The organism is Mesorhizobium sp. P2_B5, assembly GCF_056404775.1.
The window spans coordinates 1-15,328 of record NZ_JBFUDJ010000016.1 but is presented as its reverse complement, the minus strand read 5'-3'; the positions used below and the strand labels follow the sequence as shown (position 1 = coordinate 15,328).

19 protein-coding genes and 2 pseudogenes are annotated in these 15,328 nt (G+C 62.8%); 12 read left to right on the top strand and 9 right to left on the bottom strand.

Annotated elements, in window-relative coordinates:
- Positions 1-14: 14 nt before the first annotated feature.
- From lspA to AC1D1N_RS30080, 3 genes are read right to left on the bottom strand one after another with little or no spacing between them, the layout of a single operon-like run.
- The gene (gene lspA, locus AC1D1N_RS30090) at positions 15-503 is read right to left on the bottom strand and encodes a signal peptidase II (RefSeq protein WP_477352874.1); all 489 of its coding nucleotides are present in this window, start codon (positions 501-503) and stop codon (positions 15-17) included.
- Positions 500-1,357, bottom strand: a complete 858-nt coding sequence (locus AC1D1N_RS30085) for a TrmH family RNA methyltransferase (protein ID WP_192259164.1) — start codon at positions 1,355-1,357, stop codon at positions 500-502. Before AC1D1N_RS30085 ends, lspA begins: the two co-directional genes overlap by 4 nt.
- 34 nt (positions 1,358-1,391) lie before the next feature.
- A complete protein-coding gene (locus tag AC1D1N_RS30080) occupies positions 1,392-2,468 on the bottom strand; it encodes an RsmD family RNA methyltransferase (protein ID WP_477352873.1) in 1,077 nt (358 codons plus the stop codon).
- Positions 2,469-2,595: 127 nt separating this feature from the next.
- Here AC1D1N_RS30080 and AC1D1N_RS30075 point away from each other — a divergent pair, with 127 nt between their 5' ends.
- From AC1D1N_RS30075 to AC1D1N_RS30060, 4 genes and pseudogenes are all read left to right on the top strand, one after another.
- Positions 2,596-3,294 carry a helix-turn-helix transcriptional regulator gene (locus AC1D1N_RS30075; RefSeq protein ID WP_477352871.1) on the top strand — a complete coding sequence of 233 codons (699 nt, stop codon included), beginning with the start codon at positions 2,596-2,598 and terminating at the stop codon, positions 3,292-3,294.
- Between the two features lie 91 nt (positions 3,295-3,385).
- The gene (locus tag AC1D1N_RS30070; protein ID WP_477352869.1) at positions 3,386-3,766 is read left to right on the top strand and encodes a VOC family protein; all 381 of its coding nucleotides are present in this window, start codon (positions 3,386-3,388) and stop codon (positions 3,764-3,766) included.
- A pseudogene (locus AC1D1N_RS30065) lies at positions 3,763-4,177 on the top strand (EVE domain-containing protein). Before AC1D1N_RS30070 ends, AC1D1N_RS30065 begins: the two are co-directional and overlap by 4 nt.
- Positions 4,178-4,298: 121 nt before the next feature.
- Positions 4,299-4,733 (top strand): VOC family protein, encoded by a 435-nt coding sequence (locus AC1D1N_RS30060; protein ID WP_192259159.1) that lies wholly within the window; start codon positions 4,299-4,301, stop codon positions 4,731-4,733.
- On the opposite strand, the gene lhpI is transcribed toward AC1D1N_RS30060, so the two are convergent.
- The 4 genes from lhpI to sppA form a co-directional block, all read right to left on the bottom strand.
- Entirely contained in the window at positions 4,723-5,688 is a 966-nt protein-coding gene (gene lhpI, locus AC1D1N_RS30055) for a bifunctional Delta(1)-pyrroline-2-carboxylate/Delta(1)-piperideine-2-carboxylate reductase (protein ID WP_477352866.1), read from the bottom strand. The genes AC1D1N_RS30060 and lhpI overlap by 11 nt on opposite strands.
- A 31-nt stretch (positions 5,689-5,719) precedes the next feature.
- Positions 5,720-6,064 carry a lipopolysaccharide assembly protein LapA domain-containing protein gene (locus AC1D1N_RS30050; RefSeq protein WP_112562691.1) on the bottom strand — a complete coding sequence of 115 codons (345 nt, stop codon included), beginning with the start codon at positions 6,062-6,064 and terminating at the stop codon, positions 5,720-5,722.
- 54 nt (positions 6,065-6,118) lie between these two features.
- Positions 6,119-6,403, bottom strand: a complete 285-nt coding sequence (locus tag AC1D1N_RS30045; protein WP_006200394.1) for an integration host factor subunit beta — start codon at positions 6,401-6,403, stop codon at positions 6,119-6,121.
- 80 nt (positions 6,404-6,483) lie between these two features.
- Positions 6,484-7,440 (bottom strand): signal peptide peptidase SppA, encoded by a 957-nt coding sequence (gene sppA, locus AC1D1N_RS30040; protein WP_477352864.1) that lies wholly within the window; start codon positions 7,438-7,440, stop codon positions 6,484-6,486.
- A gap of 296 nt (positions 7,441-7,736) precedes the next feature.
- Here sppA and lptC point away from each other — a divergent pair, with 296 nt between their 5' ends.
- From lptC to ptsN, 6 genes are all read left to right on the top strand, one after another.
- Positions 7,737-8,450 (top strand): LPS export ABC transporter periplasmic protein LptC, encoded by a 714-nt coding sequence (gene lptC / locus AC1D1N_RS30035; RefSeq protein WP_477343809.1) that lies wholly within the window; start codon positions 7,737-7,739, stop codon positions 8,448-8,450.
- Entirely contained in the window at positions 8,437-9,021 is a 585-nt protein-coding gene (locus AC1D1N_RS30030; RefSeq protein ID WP_352559666.1) for an LptA/OstA family protein, read from the top strand. Before lptC ends, AC1D1N_RS30030 begins: the two co-directional genes overlap by 14 nt.
- Entirely contained in the window at positions 9,018-9,836 is an 819-nt protein-coding gene (lptB, locus tag AC1D1N_RS30025; RefSeq protein ID WP_112562685.1) for an LPS export ABC transporter ATP-binding protein, read from the top strand. Before AC1D1N_RS30030 ends, lptB begins: the two co-directional genes overlap by 4 nt.
- A 214-nt stretch (positions 9,837-10,050) precedes the next feature.
- Positions 10,051-11,577, top strand: coding sequence for an RNA polymerase factor sigma-54 (gene rpoN / locus AC1D1N_RS30020; protein WP_477352862.1), 1,527 nt, complete (start codon positions 10,051-10,053; stop codon positions 11,575-11,577).
- Positions 11,578-11,871: 294 nt separating this feature from the next.
- A complete protein-coding gene (hpf, locus tag AC1D1N_RS30015) occupies positions 11,872-12,456 on the top strand; it encodes a ribosome hibernation-promoting factor, HPF/YfiA family (RefSeq protein ID WP_112562681.1) in 585 nt (194 codons plus the stop codon).
- An 83-nt stretch (positions 12,457-12,539) separates the two neighbouring features.
- Positions 12,540-13,004: a PTS IIA-like nitrogen regulatory protein PtsN gene (gene ptsN / locus AC1D1N_RS30010; RefSeq protein ID WP_112562679.1), complete on the top strand. Its 465-nt coding sequence runs from the start codon at positions 12,540-12,542 to the stop codon at positions 13,002-13,004.
- Between the two features lie 94 nt (positions 13,005-13,098).
- On the opposite strand, the gene AC1D1N_RS30005 is transcribed toward ptsN, so the two are convergent.
- Both AC1D1N_RS30005 and AC1D1N_RS30000 read right to left on the bottom strand, forming a co-directional pair.
- The gene (locus tag AC1D1N_RS30005; RefSeq protein WP_112562677.1) at positions 13,099-13,356 is read right to left on the bottom strand and encodes a BQ00720 family protein; all 258 of its coding nucleotides are present in this window, start codon (positions 13,354-13,356) and stop codon (positions 13,099-13,101) included.
- Positions 13,357-13,420: 64 nt separating this feature from the next.
- The gene (locus AC1D1N_RS30000) at positions 13,421-13,846 is read right to left on the bottom strand and encodes an Hsp20 family protein (protein WP_023770615.1); all 426 of its coding nucleotides are present in this window, start codon (positions 13,844-13,846) and stop codon (positions 13,421-13,423) included.
- A 143-nt stretch (positions 13,847-13,989) separates the two neighbouring features.
- On the opposite strand from AC1D1N_RS30000, the gene AC1D1N_RS29995 reads away from it, so the two are divergent.
- Both AC1D1N_RS29995 and AC1D1N_RS29990 read left to right on the top strand, forming a co-directional pair.
- Positions 13,990-14,931 (top strand): nucleoside hydrolase, encoded by a 942-nt coding sequence (locus tag AC1D1N_RS29995; protein WP_436261381.1) that lies wholly within the window; start codon positions 13,990-13,992, stop codon positions 14,929-14,931.
- A 205-nt stretch (positions 14,932-15,136) separates the two neighbouring features.
- A pseudogene (locus AC1D1N_RS29990) lies at positions 15,137-15,328 on the top strand (IS5/IS1182 family transposase); the annotation flags it as partial.

Below are 15,328 nucleotides of genomic sequence, written 5' to 3'. Positions count from 1 at the left end.
AAAGACGGCGCCGTTCAAGCGTCCGGGCTTTCCGGCTTTGCCTCCCGGCGCCAGCCGATGAGTTCATCGAAGACGACCAGCGCGGCACCCACAGAAATGAAAGCGTCTGCGAGGTTGAAGACGGCGAAGGACCATACCGGCGTGTGGAACAGTATGTAGTCGATGACGTGGCCGTAGACGGTGCGGTCGATCAGATTGCCGAGCGCGCCGCCGATGATCAGCGCAAAGCCGATGCGGGCCAGCACATGGCCGGCCGGCGTGCGCGTCGCCAGGTAAAGCACGAAGGCGACGACCACGACGGCGATCACGACCAGGCCGGTGTCGCCGAAGGACGAGAACATCGAAAAGGCGATGCCGGTGTTGTAGGTGCGAAACAGCGCCAGGAACGGTACGAGATCGAGCTTTTCCTGGAAAGCGAGGCCGGTTTCGACCAGATGCTTTATCCATTGGTCGAGCGCGATTGCCGCTACCACCAGCAGCGCGTAGGGGGACCATGATTTCACGATTTGGCGTCCTCGGGAGCAAGCTTCAGGGCGCCGCGCCGGATCTCGAACAGCATGACGCCGGTGGCGACCGCAAGGTTGAGTGAATCGGCGCGGCCGGCCTGCGGAATCCGGAGCAGCCGGTCGCAGCTTTCGGCCAGATTGTCGGGCAGGCCCTGCTGTTCGTTGCCCATCATCAGCAGCACCGGCCCCCTGGAGAAATCGACCGAGCGATAGTCGACCGCACCCTTGAGATGGGTACCGACGACAAGGCCTGAGAAGCTGTTTCGCCAGGCCAGGAACGCTTCGGACGTGGCCCTGGTTACCGGCACAGCGAAGATCGAGCCCATGGTGGCACGTACGGTCTCGACGGAAAACGGATCGGTGGTCTCGCCAACCAGGATGACGCCCTTGGCGCCGACAGCATCGACGGTGCGGATGACGGTGCCGAGGTTGCCGGGGTCGCGCACCCGGTCGAGCGCCACCCAGACATCGCCGTCATGAGCGCGGATGTCCTTCAACGGCAGAAGTTTCTGCTGGAAGACGCCGACCACCATTTGCGGATTGTCGCGCCGGGTGATGGCGACCAGCACCTTTTCCGACACTTCGAGCACGGTGCCGCCGGCGGCAACCGTGCGCGCCGCTACCTTTTCGACCGCCGCATTGCCACGACCGGCCTTGGCGAAGACCAGCGTCTTGATCGACCAGCCGAGGTCGAGCGCGTCGATGACCAGCTTCAGCCCTTCGGCCATGAAGGCATTCTGCTGGTCGCGGAATTTCTTCTGGGCGAGCGCCTTGATGTCCTTGATCAACGGGTTGGCGAGGCTGGTGACTTCCTTCACCTGCCCCGGCGCGCCGGCGTGCCGCTCATTCATCTATGACTCCCGGGCATTCAGGTCCCCCGGGCATTCAGGCCACCCAGCGCGAAAACAGCGATGTCGACAGCGCCCGGCCGGCGGATTGCTCGCGGATGATCAGTTCGCCTGATTCAACCGTGCCGCCCATGCCGGCAAAAGTATCGCGCATCACGGCGTGGATGGCGAAGAAGGAGGCGCGGATCGAATAGGCGGTCAGCACCACCGCCAGCGGCTTCGGCGTCAGGATCGCGCGGCAAAGGTCGGTCAGGCCAGGCAGGTCCTCGAACAATTGCCAGACCTCGCCCTTGGGGCCGCGACCATACGCGGGCGGGTCGAACAGGATGATGTCGTAGCGGCTGCCGCGGCGCTCCTCGCGCTCGGCGAATTTCACCGCGTCGTCGACGATCCAGCGGATCGGCTTGCTGCCGAGGCCGGCCATTTCCTGGTTTTCGCGGGCCCAGCCGATCGCCTTCTTCGAGGCATCGACATGGGTGACTTCGGCGCCGGCTCGGGCTGCTACCAGAGAGGCGAGCCCGGTATACCCGAACAGGTTCAGCACCTTCACCGGTCGTTTCGCGGCAGCGACGAGACCAGCCATATGGTCCCAGTGCGAAGCCTGCTCGGGGAAGACGCCGACATGGCGAAACGAGGTGAAGCGGCCGAGATAATCGATGCCGTCATGCTTCATCGGCCAGGTCTCGCCAAGCGGCATTTTTGGAAAACGCCAGCGGCCGATGCCCTCCTCGTCGGTGTCGCCGGTGAAGATGGCGTCGGCGCGGTCCCAGTCCCTTGCCGGCAAGGCCTTTTGCCAGATCGCCTGGCCTTCGGGCCGCACGATGCGGTAGGGGCCGTATTGTTCGAGTTTTTCGCCGGCGCCACTGTCGAGCAGCGCATAATCCTGATTGGGCGCTACTTCGAGGATCACCGGCAGGCGTTCGGCGGGCAGGGCGCCGTCGCGACGCGCAAGCAGGCGCGGCGCCGGCTTCGGATCAAACCGGTCGTCCGGTTTTGTTTCGTGGCGCTTGGCTTCCGGTCGGACTGGCGCAGCGGCTGGCTGCGGCCGCACGTGTTCGGCCCTGCCCTTTGCGGGCGGACGGTTGTCGCGGCGTTTGTCGCGAAAAGACTTCAAGCAGGAACGTCTCCGGAGGCGGCAGGCCGCTTTTGACATAGGGTCACCGGCTGCGCAAACAAAATGGTCCAGCATACGAATGTCCGAGGTAGTGGACCTCGCCTGAGGAAACAGGCAAATCTGGGCGATGTCCCGTTCCGAACGCCTGCTTGACCTGATCCAGATCCTGCGCCGGCATCGCCGGCCGGTCAGCGGCCGCACGCTTGCCGGCGAGATGAATGTGTCGATCCGCACGCTCTATCGCGACATCGCCACGCTGCAGGGGCAAGGCGCGCCGATCGAGGGCGAGGCGGGGCTGGGCTATGTGCTGAAGCCCGGCTTCATGCTGCCGCCGCTGATGTTCACCGACGAGGAGATCGAGGCCATTGTGCTCGGATCGCGTTGGGTTGGCAGCCAACCGGACAAGCGTCTCTCGGCCGCGGCCGCCGACGCGCTGGCCAAGATCGCCGCGGTGCTGCCGGACGATCTGCGCGAGGACCTCGATGCAAACACACTGCTGGTCGGGCCGCGCGGCGATGCCGTCGAAGGTATCGATCTTGGACTTGTTCGCCAGGCGATCCGCAATGAGCGAAAACTCGGCTTTATCTATCGCGATGCCGGTGGCGCCGCTTCGCAGCGCATGGTCTGGCCGTTTGCGATCGGCTTCTTCGACAAGGTGCGGGTGATGGTCGCATGGTGCGAGACGCGCCAGGATTTCCGCCACTTTCGAGCTGATCGCATGTCTGCTCTCAACGCCACCGACACCCGCTATCCGCGCCGCCGGCATGCGCTGCTGAAGGAATGGCGCGTGACGTTGGATGCGCCAAAGCGCCAAACTGACGCGTGATGCTTCCTTTTACGAGTTGGCGAATCACTGCTGCCAGAATCTGACAGTGAGGCCGCCTATGCTCCTCCAATCGAAACCCTGGAGAGCAGGCATGACCACCCCTAATTTCGTCATCCTCTATGTCGACAGCCCGGAGCGGAGCGGTGCCTTTTACAGCGCGCTGTTTGGGCGCCAGCCGGTGGAGGCAGCGCCAACCTTTGTGCTGTTCGTGCTCGACAACGGCTTCAAGCTCGGCCTGTGGTCGCGTCACACCGTGGAGCCGTCGGCCGCCGCAGCGGGTGGTGGTGCGGAGCTCGTCTTCGCGTTGGACCGGGCTGATGCGGTGGACGCCGCCCATAAGGACTGGGCAGGGCGCGGCCTGGCCATCCTGCAAACACCGACCGACATGGATTTCGGCCGCACCTTCGTTGCGCTCGATCCCGACAACCACCGGCTGCGCGTTTATTGGCTGAACGACGGAGAACAGGGATGAGTGCCCATTGGATCGCGGTGGCTTCCGCCGAACATGTGCGGCGCGGCCGCGAGGCCGGCTTCATGCAGGTCAATCACGGCCATCAAGCCCAGTGACGGCATCGTCTACTACTCGCCGACCACAATTCTGCGCGAGAAGGACCACCTGCAGGCCTTCACGGCGATCGGCACCGTGCGCGAAGGCGAACCTTACCAGGGCGACATGGGCGCCGGTTTCACACCGTTTCGTAGGGATGTCGCATGGGCCAAGGCGGACGAAGCGCCGATCAAGCCGCTGCTCGAACAACTCGACTTCACCAAGGGCAAGTCGAACTGGGGCTACCAGCTGCGCTTTGGCCTGTTCGAAATCACCGCGCATGATTTCTCGCTGATCGCCGAGGCGATGGGCGCCGAAACCACGAAGGCAGCCTAGGTCTTCAGCTCCCCGGATTGGCACGGCCATGGTGACAAGGCTGCTGACGCCAAGCTGTCAGCAGTCTTGTGCGACAAGCGCATCGTCACCTGATCCGCCGCGCCTCCCCAAGGAGAATAGTATGGACTTCGTCTCGATCCGCATCATAACCGACCAGATCAAACCACTGGTGGCATTCTACGAAACGATCACCGGGCTTAGCGCAACCTGGTTCACCGACGATTTCGCCGAGCTGGCAACGCCCTCCTGCACGCTGGCGATCGGCAGCACACGCACTCTGGCCCTGTTCGGAACGGATGTGGCGCAGCCGGCCGCCAATCGATCAGCGATCATCGAGTTTCGCGTCAGCGACGTCGATGCGGAGTACAGCAGGCTGGCGAAAATCATCGGCGGCTTCGTACAGACGCCGACGACAATGCCATGGGGTAACAGATCGCTGCTGCTGCGCGATCCCGACGGCAATCTGGTGAACTTCTTCACTCCGGTCAGCGCGGAAGCAATCCGGAAATTCGATCGCAAGGCTGGCGCCGTAGCGCCGGCCGACGCTACGGCTTGAGGGCGTTGTAGACGGCAATGCCGGCGGCGAGGTCCTCGAGCGCCGCGCCGACAGACTTGAACAGCGTGATCTCACTGGAGCTCTGCCGGCCCTGTTTTTCGCCGCGCGCCAGTTCATGCAGATCGGCGACGATGGCTTCCGATTTCAACACGCCGGAGGCGAGCGGCTGGACGATGTCACCGGCTTCCTTGGTGGCGCCGGCGCGGGTGTCGACATAGATGCGGGCGCGCATGATCGCGTCGTCATCGCTTTCGCGCATGGTCGGCGTGAAGCCGCCGACCAGATCGACATGCGCGCCCGGCTTCAGCAGCGCACCCTTGACGAGCGGAGTCGTCGTGATGGTCGCCGATGAGATGATGTCGGCCTGAGCAAGCTCGCCGTCGAGATCGCTAGCGGCTTCAGCGTTGAAACCTTCCTCGCGCAAATCGGCCGCAACCTTTTCGGCATTGGCCGGCGTGCGGTTCCAGATGCGGATGGTCTTGATCGGCCGAACCGCCGAATGCGCCTTGGCCAGGAATGGCGACAGCGCGCCGGCGCCGACCACCAGAAGCCGTGAGGCGTCCTCGCGGGCGAGATAGGAGGCGGCGAGCGCCGAGGCGCAAGCGGTGCGCCACTGCGTCAGCCGCTGGCCGTCGATCAGCGCCTCGGGCTCGCCGGTGGCACCGTTGAGCAAGAGGTAGAGCCCCATCACAGCCGGTTTGCCGATGGCGTTGTTGTCGGGCGATACGGTTACGATCTTGACGCCGATATGGCCGCCCGCCGATGTGCCGGCGGCATGGAAGTCGGTCCAGGCCGGCATCAAAAGCAGCGTCGACGTGGCACCGTCGGGCCGCTCGACCCCGTGGTGATGGCGGACGGGCTGCACAGCACCCTCCCGGAAGGCCGCGCGCAATGTCTCGACCAGTCCGGGAAAGCTCAGCGCCTGGTCGACAGCGTCGGCCGAAATTGTCAGCATGCAAAACTCCGCGAAGGCAAAAGCGCCGGCTTCAGGCCGTTGGCTTCGGCAGCGCCGTCCCCGGGGCAGAACCTTGCGGCGCGGCCGGCACGCGGCTGACCGCCTGGCGCAAATTCTCGGCCTCGACGCCGCGCTGGCGCGCCAGCTTGCGGTAGCGGCCCTGCTTGACCCAGGTCGCCAGGCTGCCGACGACCATGCCGATGGCCAGTGCCACGAACAGGAAGATAAACAGCGGCAAGTTCAGCGTCAGCTTCGGATTGCCCGGGTTGAACGGATCGAGCGTGAAGGCGACGAGTTCGCGGTTAGCGACGGCCAGTGCAATCAGGATGACGGCCAGCGGCACGAAGACCACGATAAGTATGAAGCGGTTGAACATAGAGAATCCTTGGGAAAGGCAGGCCTTGAGAAGGCCGACGCGTCAAGTCCGCGCTTATTTGCCGCCGTTCAGCCGTTCACGCAATTCCTTGCCGGTCTTGAAGAACGGCACCCACTTCTCCTCGACCTCGACGGATTCGCCGGTGCGCGGGTTGCGGCCGGTGCGGGCAGGGCGGTTTTTCACCGAAAAAGCTCCAAAGCCGCGCAACTCGACCCGGTTGCCTTCCGCAAGGGCATCAGTGATCTCGTCGAATATCGCCCCCACGATGTTTTCGACGTCGCGCAGGAAAAGATGCGGGTTGCGCGTGGCAATGATCTGCACAAGCTCGGATTTGATCATCAGAAAGGTCCCCGTGAAAGCGCTGCGGTCAAATTATCAGGATGATTTTATTTGTTTTTTTACTCGCCCCAAACGGCAGATCAAGGGTGCCAGACGGAAACGAGACCGTCAAGAAACAAGCGATCGGCGCCGATTTCGTGAAGAACGTCGCTTCCGGTCTCCGACAGACCGAGCGCGCTGCCGACGCTGCGCGCTATTGCTTTCGAGAACAGGAAGCTGCCGCGCCGTTCGGTGTCCTTCCATTCCACCACCTTGAGCTTGGCGTCGACACCCTTGGTCGCCAGCCAGTCGATGGCCACGCTTTCGCCGCCGACGGCGTCGATCAGACCGTTGGCGAGACCCTGGCGGCCGGTGAAGATCGACCCGTCGGCGAGCGCCAACGCCTGGTCGCGGGTCATCTTGCGGCGCTCGGCGACGATGCCGACGAACCAGTCATAGCTGTCGAGGATAAGCTTGCGGACCATGGCGCGCTCGTCGTCATTGGTCGGCTTGAAGGGCGAGGGCGCGGCCTTCAGCGGCGAGGATTTCACCTCTTCGAGCTTGATGCCGACCTTGTCCATCAGGCCGCTGACATCGGGATACTGGATCAGTACGCCGATCGAGCCGACGATCGAGTTCTTGCGGGCGACGATGTGGTCGCTGGCGCTGGCGATCATGTAGCCGGCCGATGCGGCCAATGTGCCGACCTCGGCCACCACCGGCTTGTCGGCGGCGAGCTTGCGCACCTCTTCGTAGATCGATTCACCGCCGACCGTGGTGCCGCCGGGCGAATCGATGGCCAGGATGACGCCCTTGACCTGCGAGGACGTGCGGATGGTTTCCAGCCGCTTGATCAGCTCCTCATCCTCGGTGATGGTGCCTTCGATCCTGACCTTGGCGATATGGTCGACGGAAGAGCCGCCGAGGTCTTCGCCGTAGAACCAGCCTGCAAGCGCAATCACCCCGAGGGCCGCGATGGCAATGGCGGCGCCGCGCCAGAAGGTCAGCTTGCGCCGCAAGCGGCGGCGGTCGATCAGGTCGTCGGCTCTCATTGCCATGGTCTGCCTCATAGTCGGTGGGAAGCGATGCTTTTAAAGCAAGCGCCCGCGCCCGGCTACCTCTTCCTCACGGGCCTGCGACGAAGCGACCTTCACGTCGGAGGCATTTCAGGAAAAAATGACGCGACGCGTTCGTTTCTGCTATGAAGTGCCGAAATTGTGTCGCCTGATTTCCGTTTGCAAAAACAACGGTCGTCACATTTTTGCGGTTTTCCTCCGCTTGTGCTTGCTTGCGGGGGCCGGCAACCCACCTATAGCAGGTGTTTTGGCGGACAAGGGTTTATTAGAAGACAGTCATGCTAGCTCGATCGGACGAACCGACCAACGCCGATGCAGCCTTGGCGCCCACGGCGCCAGCGGGCACGCGCGGCGACGCCTTCGACCGCGCCCAGCGCCATTCGCGCCGTGTGCGCGTGCTGAAATTCGCAGTGCCGGTGCTTGCCGCTGGAATCGCGGTTGCGTTTCCGGTCTATTCCTATCTTGCGGCGCCGGTCTCGATCTCGATACAGGCAGACGGCACCGCCTTTGCCGACGGCAAGCTGGTGATGGCCAATCCCAAGCTCAACGGCTTCACCAAGGGCAAGCTGCCCTATTCGCTGACGGCGCTGCGCGCCATCCAGGACGTCGGCAAGCAGGACATCATCCAACTCGAAGGCATCCATGCCAAACTGCCGCTGACGGCGGACAATGTGGCGGTCGTCGATGCCAAGCGCGGCATCTATAACCGCAACGCCAACACGATGGACATGACCAGCGATGTCACCGTCACCACCACCGACGGCGTCGCTGCCACGTTCAAATCGGTCTTCCTCGACATGGGCAAAGGCTCTATGAAGACAGGTGATCCGGTCGATGTCAGCCGCAACGGCTCGCGGATCACGGCGGGTTCGATGTCGGTCGAAGAAAATGGCAACGTTGTCGTTTTCGAAAATAAGGTAAGCGTTCACATCGATCCGGCCACTATGAAGGCGGCAGAGGCAAAGAGCGGAGAATCGAATGCGTCCCAGTAATTCGGCACGGCTTGTCGCCGCAGCTTCGGCCTTGCTGTTGCTGGGTGTGGCGCCGTCCTGGGCTCAGTCCAGCGCCAGCAGCCAATCCGGGCTCAAACTGTCGGGCGACCAGCCGATCCAGATCGAGAGCGACAAGCTCGAGGTCCGCCAGGCCGACAGCATGGCGCTGTTCAGCGGCAACGTCACCGTCACGCAAGGGCCGACGCTGCTCAAGGCCGGCAGTATGGAAGTCTACTACGTCAAGGACCCCAACGCCGCCAAGGGTGCGGCCGCCGGCGCTTCGGCGATGACCGGCTCGGCCAACATTGATCACCTGGTGGTCAAGAACAAAGTCTACATCAAGTCGAATGATCAGATCGCCACCGGCGACAACGCCACGTTCGACATGAAGACGCAGGTTCTCGTCCTGTCGGGCAATGAAGTCGTGCTGTCCCAGGGCCCCAATGTGCTCAAGGGCTGCAAGCTCACCGTGCAGATGAAAAGCGGCCTGGCTCAGGTCGATGGCTGCGGCGGGCGAGTCATCATGTCGATGACACCGCCGCCGAAATCTGAGGCGCCGAAGCCCGAATGACTGGCGTATCTTCGCTGCTGACCCGCCTTCCGGGACGGGCGGCCAGCAAACTTGCTGCACCGGCCACTGTCACCGTCGATTCCGCGAAGTTCAAGGGCACCCTGATCGCCAAGGGTCTGACCAAGAGCTACAAGGGCCGCAAGGTGGTCAGCGGCGTCACCATCGGTGTGCGCGCCGGCGAGGCTGTCGGGCTGCTCGGCCCGAACGGCGCCGGCAAGACCACCTGTTTCTACATGGTCACCGGCCTGGTGCCGGTCGACGAAGGCACCATCGAGATCGACGGTTTCGACGTCACCTCGATGCCGATGTATCGTCGCGCCCGGCTCGGCATCGGCTATCTGCCGCAGGAAGCGTCGATCTTCCGCGGCCTCAATGTCGAGCAGAATATTCGCGCCGTGCTCGAGGTGGTCGAGAAGGACCGCAAGGTGCGCGAGCGCAATCTCGACGAACTGCTCGAGGAATTCCACATCAGCCATCTGCGCAAGTCGCCGTCCATGTCGCTGTCCGGCGGCGAGCGGCGGCGGCTGGAAATCGCCCGTGCCCTGGCGACGCGGCCGGCCTACATGCTGCTCGACGAGCCTTTCGCCGGCATCGACCCGATTGCGGTCGCCGACATCCAGCAGCTGGTGCGCCATCTGACGGCGCGCGGCATCGGCGTGCTCATCACCGACCACAATGTGCGCGAAACGCTCGGCCTCATCGACCGCGCCTACATCATCCATGCCGGCCAGGTGCTGACGCATGGCCGCGCCGACCAGGTGGTGGCAAACCCCGATGTGCGGCGGCTTTATCTCGGCGAGGGTTTCACGCTCTGAGCGTGAAATTTGTTTCCTGACGCGATTTTTGCCGCCCAGCCGAGCCTTTTTCTTCGATTTTGCGTGAGATAGCGCCCTGGTAGAGGCCGTTTGCCAGCATTTTCCTTGACAAGCAAAAGCTGGGCCAGTTTCTATGGAGGGTCGGAAAAATTCATTTTCCGGCAGCTTCTGATGTGTAGGCTTCCGGGTGCAGAAGGGCGTTTGAAACCGAACCATGGCGCTGGCGGCGAAACTACAGCTACGACAATCCCAGTCGCTGGTGATGACGCCGCAACTGATGCAGTCGATCAGGCTGCTGCAGCTCACCCATATCGAGCTCGACCACTTCATCGACGACGAGATCGAGCGCAATCCGTTGCTGGAGCGCGCCGAGCCCCAGGATGACGCCGCAAGTGACCAGGTGCAGAAGGGCGACGCCGCGCCTGAGCCTGCCGCCGATGGCGACTGGTTCGAGAGCGAGACGGCGTGGAGCGCCGAAGCAATCTCGGACAAGCTCGACAGCTCGCTGGAGAACCTGTTTCCAGACGATCCCGGCACCAGCGAGCGACTCGGGCCCGACCTGACGGCGCAGTGGAAGTCGGCCACCGGCAATGGTTCGTCCGGCTCGTCCGAAGGCTTCGATGTCGGCGACATGGCTGCTGCCGCCATCACGCTGCGCCAGCATGTCGGCGAGCAGATTGCGCTTGCCTTTGCCGATCCGGCCGCAAGGCTGATCGCCAGCGAACTGGCCGACTGCCTAGACGAGGCCGGCTATCTGCGCGCCGACCTGGCTGACATCGCGAAACGGCTCGGCGCCGATCAGGCCATGGTGGCCAAGGTGCTGGCCGTTTGCCAGACATTCGAGCCGGTCGGCCTGTTTGCGCGCGACCTTGCCGAATGCCTGTCGCTGCAGCTTGCCGTGCGCGATCGCCTCGATCCGGCGATGAAGACGCTGGTCGGCAACCTCGAACTCCTGGCGCGGCGCGATTTCCAGACGCTGAAGCGGCTTTGCGGGGTCGACGAGGAGGATCTCCTCGACATGTTGGCCGAAATCCGCGCGCTGGACCCGCGCCCTGGCATGGCGTTTTCAGGCGGCACCAGCGACGCCATCGTCGCCGATGTCGAAGTCCGCGTCGCCAATGACGGCAGCTGGACGGTCGAGCTCAACGCCGAGACGCTGCCGCGGGTTCTGGTCGACCACATTTATTTCGCCCAGGTCTCGCCGCAGGCCAAGAACCAGGCGGAGAAGGATTTTTTGGCCGAATGCCTGCAGAACGCCAATTGGCTGACGCGCAGCCTCGACCAGCGGGCAAAGACGATCCTGAAAGTGGCGTCGGAAATCGTGCGCCAGCAGGACGCTTTTCTGGTCCATGGCGTGCGTCATCTCAGGCCGCTCAACCTGCGCACGGTGGCCGATGCCATCGGCATGCACGAATCGACCGTCAGCCGGGTGACGGCCAACAAATACATGCTGACGCCGCGTGGCGTATTCGAGCTGCGCTATTTCTTCACCGCTTCGATCGCGGCATCGGGCGGTGGCGACGCGCATTCCTCGGAAGCGGTGCGCGACCGCATCAAGCAGTTGATCGACGAGGAAAAGCCCGCAGACGTGCTGTCCGATGACGCCATCGTCGACATGTTGAAGGAAAGCGGCGTCGATATTGCCAGGCGCACCGTGGCCAAATACCGCGAGGGCATGAACATTCCCTCATCGGTGCAGAGGCGGCGCGAGAAGCGCGCTCTGGCCAGCGCCGGGCGCTAGTTCTGCTTGCCCGACACGGCTTTTGCTGTGGCTGGATTTCCACAACTCTAGGCCTTCATTGACAAGCCGCAATGAAGTGTCTAGAAGCCCGCCCGCATGAGACGGGCTGAATTGCCCGCATGCGGATGGTCCGTCACGATGAAGGCCACGGGACGGCCAAGAAGGCGGATTGTGATCAACCGGAAAGTTCGGATCTAAAATCGGCGCGAGTTGACGCCGCAAAGCTTGTGCGCACGGACCACGAGTATAAACTCTGGCCAGTTTGAAGCCTGAGCAAGGAAGGTCAGTTTTCAGATGAAGCTGCGCATATCGGGAAAGCACATGGATATCGGCGATGCGTTTCGTACGCGCATCACCGACCGTGTCGGAGAGGCGATCGGAAAATATTTCGACCGCGGTTTTTCAGGGCATGTCACGGTCATCAAATCGGGTTCGCGTTATTCCGCCGACTGTATGATCCGGCTGGATTCCGGCGCTTCGCTGCAGGCGACCGGGGACGCCCAGGATCCAACGCTTGCCTTCGAGGCGGCTGCGGATCGCCTCGAAACTCGGCTTCGGCGCTACAAGCGCCGGCTGAAGTCGCACAATTCAGGCAACGGAAATGGCGAAATCACCGACATCGCCTATACGGTGATGGCGCCGCTAGCCGACGACGACGAGGAGATCCCGGAGGATTTCGCGCCGGCCATCGTCGCCGAATCAACCATGACGCTGCAGACCATGTCGGTGGCGTCGGCAGTCATCGAGCTCGACACCAAGGAGAGCCCGGTCTTCGTCTTCCGCAACGCCGGAAACGACCACCTCAACATCGTCTATCGGCGGCCGGACGGAAATATCGGCTGGATCGACCCGTCCACGACCAAAGTCGCACAAGGATGACGACAATAGTCGCACAGGGATAAAGAACCAGCCGCGCGAGGGGCGAGGACTGGCGACGGCAGGCGAATAAGGGATTTTCAAGCATGGATCTGAGCGATCTTATCAACGTTCCGGCGATCTTGCCGGCGTTGAAGGCGAACTCCAAAAAGCAGCTTCTGCAATTGCTGTCCGAGAGAGCGGCGGTGATTTCCGGCATTCCGGAGCGCGAAGTGTTCGACACCATCCTGCAGCGCGAACGGCTGGGCTCCACCGGCGTCGGCAACGGCATTGCCATTCCGCACGGCAAGCTCGCCGGGGTCAAGCGCATCGCCGGCGTCTTTGCCCGGCTGGAGACGCCGGTCGATTTCGAGGCGCTGGACGACCAGCCGGTCGATCTGGTGTTTTTGCTGCTGGCCCCGGAAGGTGCCGGCGCCGATCACCTCAAGGCGCTGTCGCGCATCGCAAGGGTGTTGCGTGACGCCGACACGGTGGCCAAGATCAGGGGCACGCGCGATGCGGTCGCCATCCACGCGCTGCTGTCGGACACGCAGGCCTCGCACGCGGCCTGAAGTCTTCGGGGATTAAGTCTTCCAGGGGCCGCCAAAGGCGGCCCTTTGCATTTCCGATCCTGACAATCGCCATAGTGAATGGCGACGGTGCGCCTTAGTGAATAGCGACAGTGGTCAGGTCGTTTTCCATGGCGCCGGCCAGAGCCCGGTCTTTCGCATCGGAAAGCAGGATCGGCTGGCCGTTGGCGGCAAACAGGGCCCACAAGACCATGCCGGGCGCGATTTCGCCGAGATTGGGGAAGCGGCCGAGCAATTCTTCGCTCGAGACCTTGCGGAGGTAAGCGACCGAGCCTTCGCCGAGATGGGCGAATTCGCCGCTGGTCATGGTGATGGTTTCGTCAGTTCTGGTCATTTCAAAGCCTCCTTGGCGCGTGGACGCCGCTCAAGGCCATCCCGCATGAGAGCCATCGGTAAGATCAGTCTTTCACCGATATATTTATTTTCCGTACCAGCCGTTCGGACTCCGGCCGATCGAGATCGATCGACAAAAGGCCGTTCTTCAGTTCCGCTGCGATCACCCGCATGCCGTCGGCCAGCACGAAACAGCGCTGGAACTGGCGCGCGGCGATGCCGCGGTGGAGGAATTCGCGCTCGGTGTCGTCGGTCTGACGGCCGCGCACGACCAGCTGGTTTTCCTCCGTGGTGACATCGAGATCGCTTTCGGCGAATCCCGCCACAGCGAGCGTAATGCGCAGCCTTTCGGCGTTGCCGTCGGCACCGCTGAGGCGCTCGATGTTGTAGGGAGGATAGCTGTCACCGGATTTCGCCAATCGTTCCAAGGTCTTTTCCATGGCATCGAAACCCAGGAGAAGCGGGCTGGAGAAGGGCGTCATTCGGCTCATGTTACACTGTCCTCTTTGGAGCGACATAAACTGGAAAAACCCGGATGGCATTTTTCCCGATGGTCTTGATATGGTCCGCGCCGCGGCGAAGTTCAAGCCGTCTAAAACCCCCGCCAAAAGACTCCCCCGCATAAGGAAATGAAATGCCCCAAACCCGCAAGATCATCATCGACACGGATCCCGGCCAGGACGATGCCGTCGCCATATTGCTGGCGCTCGGCAGCGCCGAGCTGGAGATCGTCGGCATCACCGCTGTTGCCGGCAACGTGCCGCTGAAATTGACCGAGAAGAACGCCAGAAAAATCTGCGAACTGGCCGGTCGCCCCGATATCAAGGTCTATGCCGGCGCCATCCGCCCGCTGGCGCGCGAACTCGTCACCGCCGAGGAAGTGCATGGCAAGACCGGCCTCAACGGCCCGCAACTGCCCGACCCGAAGATGAAGCTGCAGCACCAGTATGCGGTCGATTTCATCGTCGAGACGTTGATGAAGGAAGAGGCCGGCACGATCACGCTGTGCGCACTCGGCCCGCTCACCAATGTCGCGCTGGCGCTGATCCGCGAGCCGAAGATCGCGCCGCGCATCAAGGAAATCGTGCTGATGGGCGGCGGTTTCTTCGAGGGCGGTAATGTCACACCGACCGCCGAGTTCAACATCTATGTCGACCCGCAGGCCGCCGACCTGGTGTTCAAATCCGGCATTCCGATCGTCATGATGCCGCTCGACGTTACCCACAAGGCGCTGACCACGGCCAAGCGCACGCAGGCCATCCGCAAGCTCGGCACCAGGGTCGGCACGGCGACGGCCGAGATGCTGGAATTCTTCGAGCGCTTCGACGAGGAGAAATACGGCACCGATGGCGGCCCACTGCACGACCCCTGCGTCATCGCCTATCTGTTGAAGCCGGAGTTGTTCAATGGGCGCAAGTGCAACGTCACCGTGGAAACGGCCTCCGAACTCACCATGGGCATGACCGTGATCGACTGGTGGGGCGTGACCAAGCGGCCGAGGAACGCCATGGTGATGCGCGACATCGACCATGACGCGTTTTTCGCGCTGCTGGTGGAGCGGTTGGCGCGGCTTTAGGAGGCTTTTTACCTTCTCCCCTTGTGGGAGAAGGTGTCGCCGCAGGCGACGGATGAGGGGGGTTCCAGGGAAAGCCAGCGTCTCACTCCGCTGGAACACCCCTCAACCGTCTCGGCGCTATCGCGCCGATCCCCCTTCTCCCACAAGGGGACTGTTGCAAAATTGGATGGATGTGATTCCCTGTTTTTGAAACGGGGATTTTGCGATGACGACGAAGCCGAGCGGTCAGTTCAGTTTTGTGGAGGCTCTGCTGCCACAGGGTCTTGGTCGGAGTGGTCGGCTGGACCGGCTGTCGTCGCTGGTGAAGTGGTATCGCTTCGAGAAGATCCTTGCGCGGCTGCGCTCGCCGGCGGGGCCAGGGCGGCCTGCGTACAATTCGCTGGTGATGTTCAAGGCC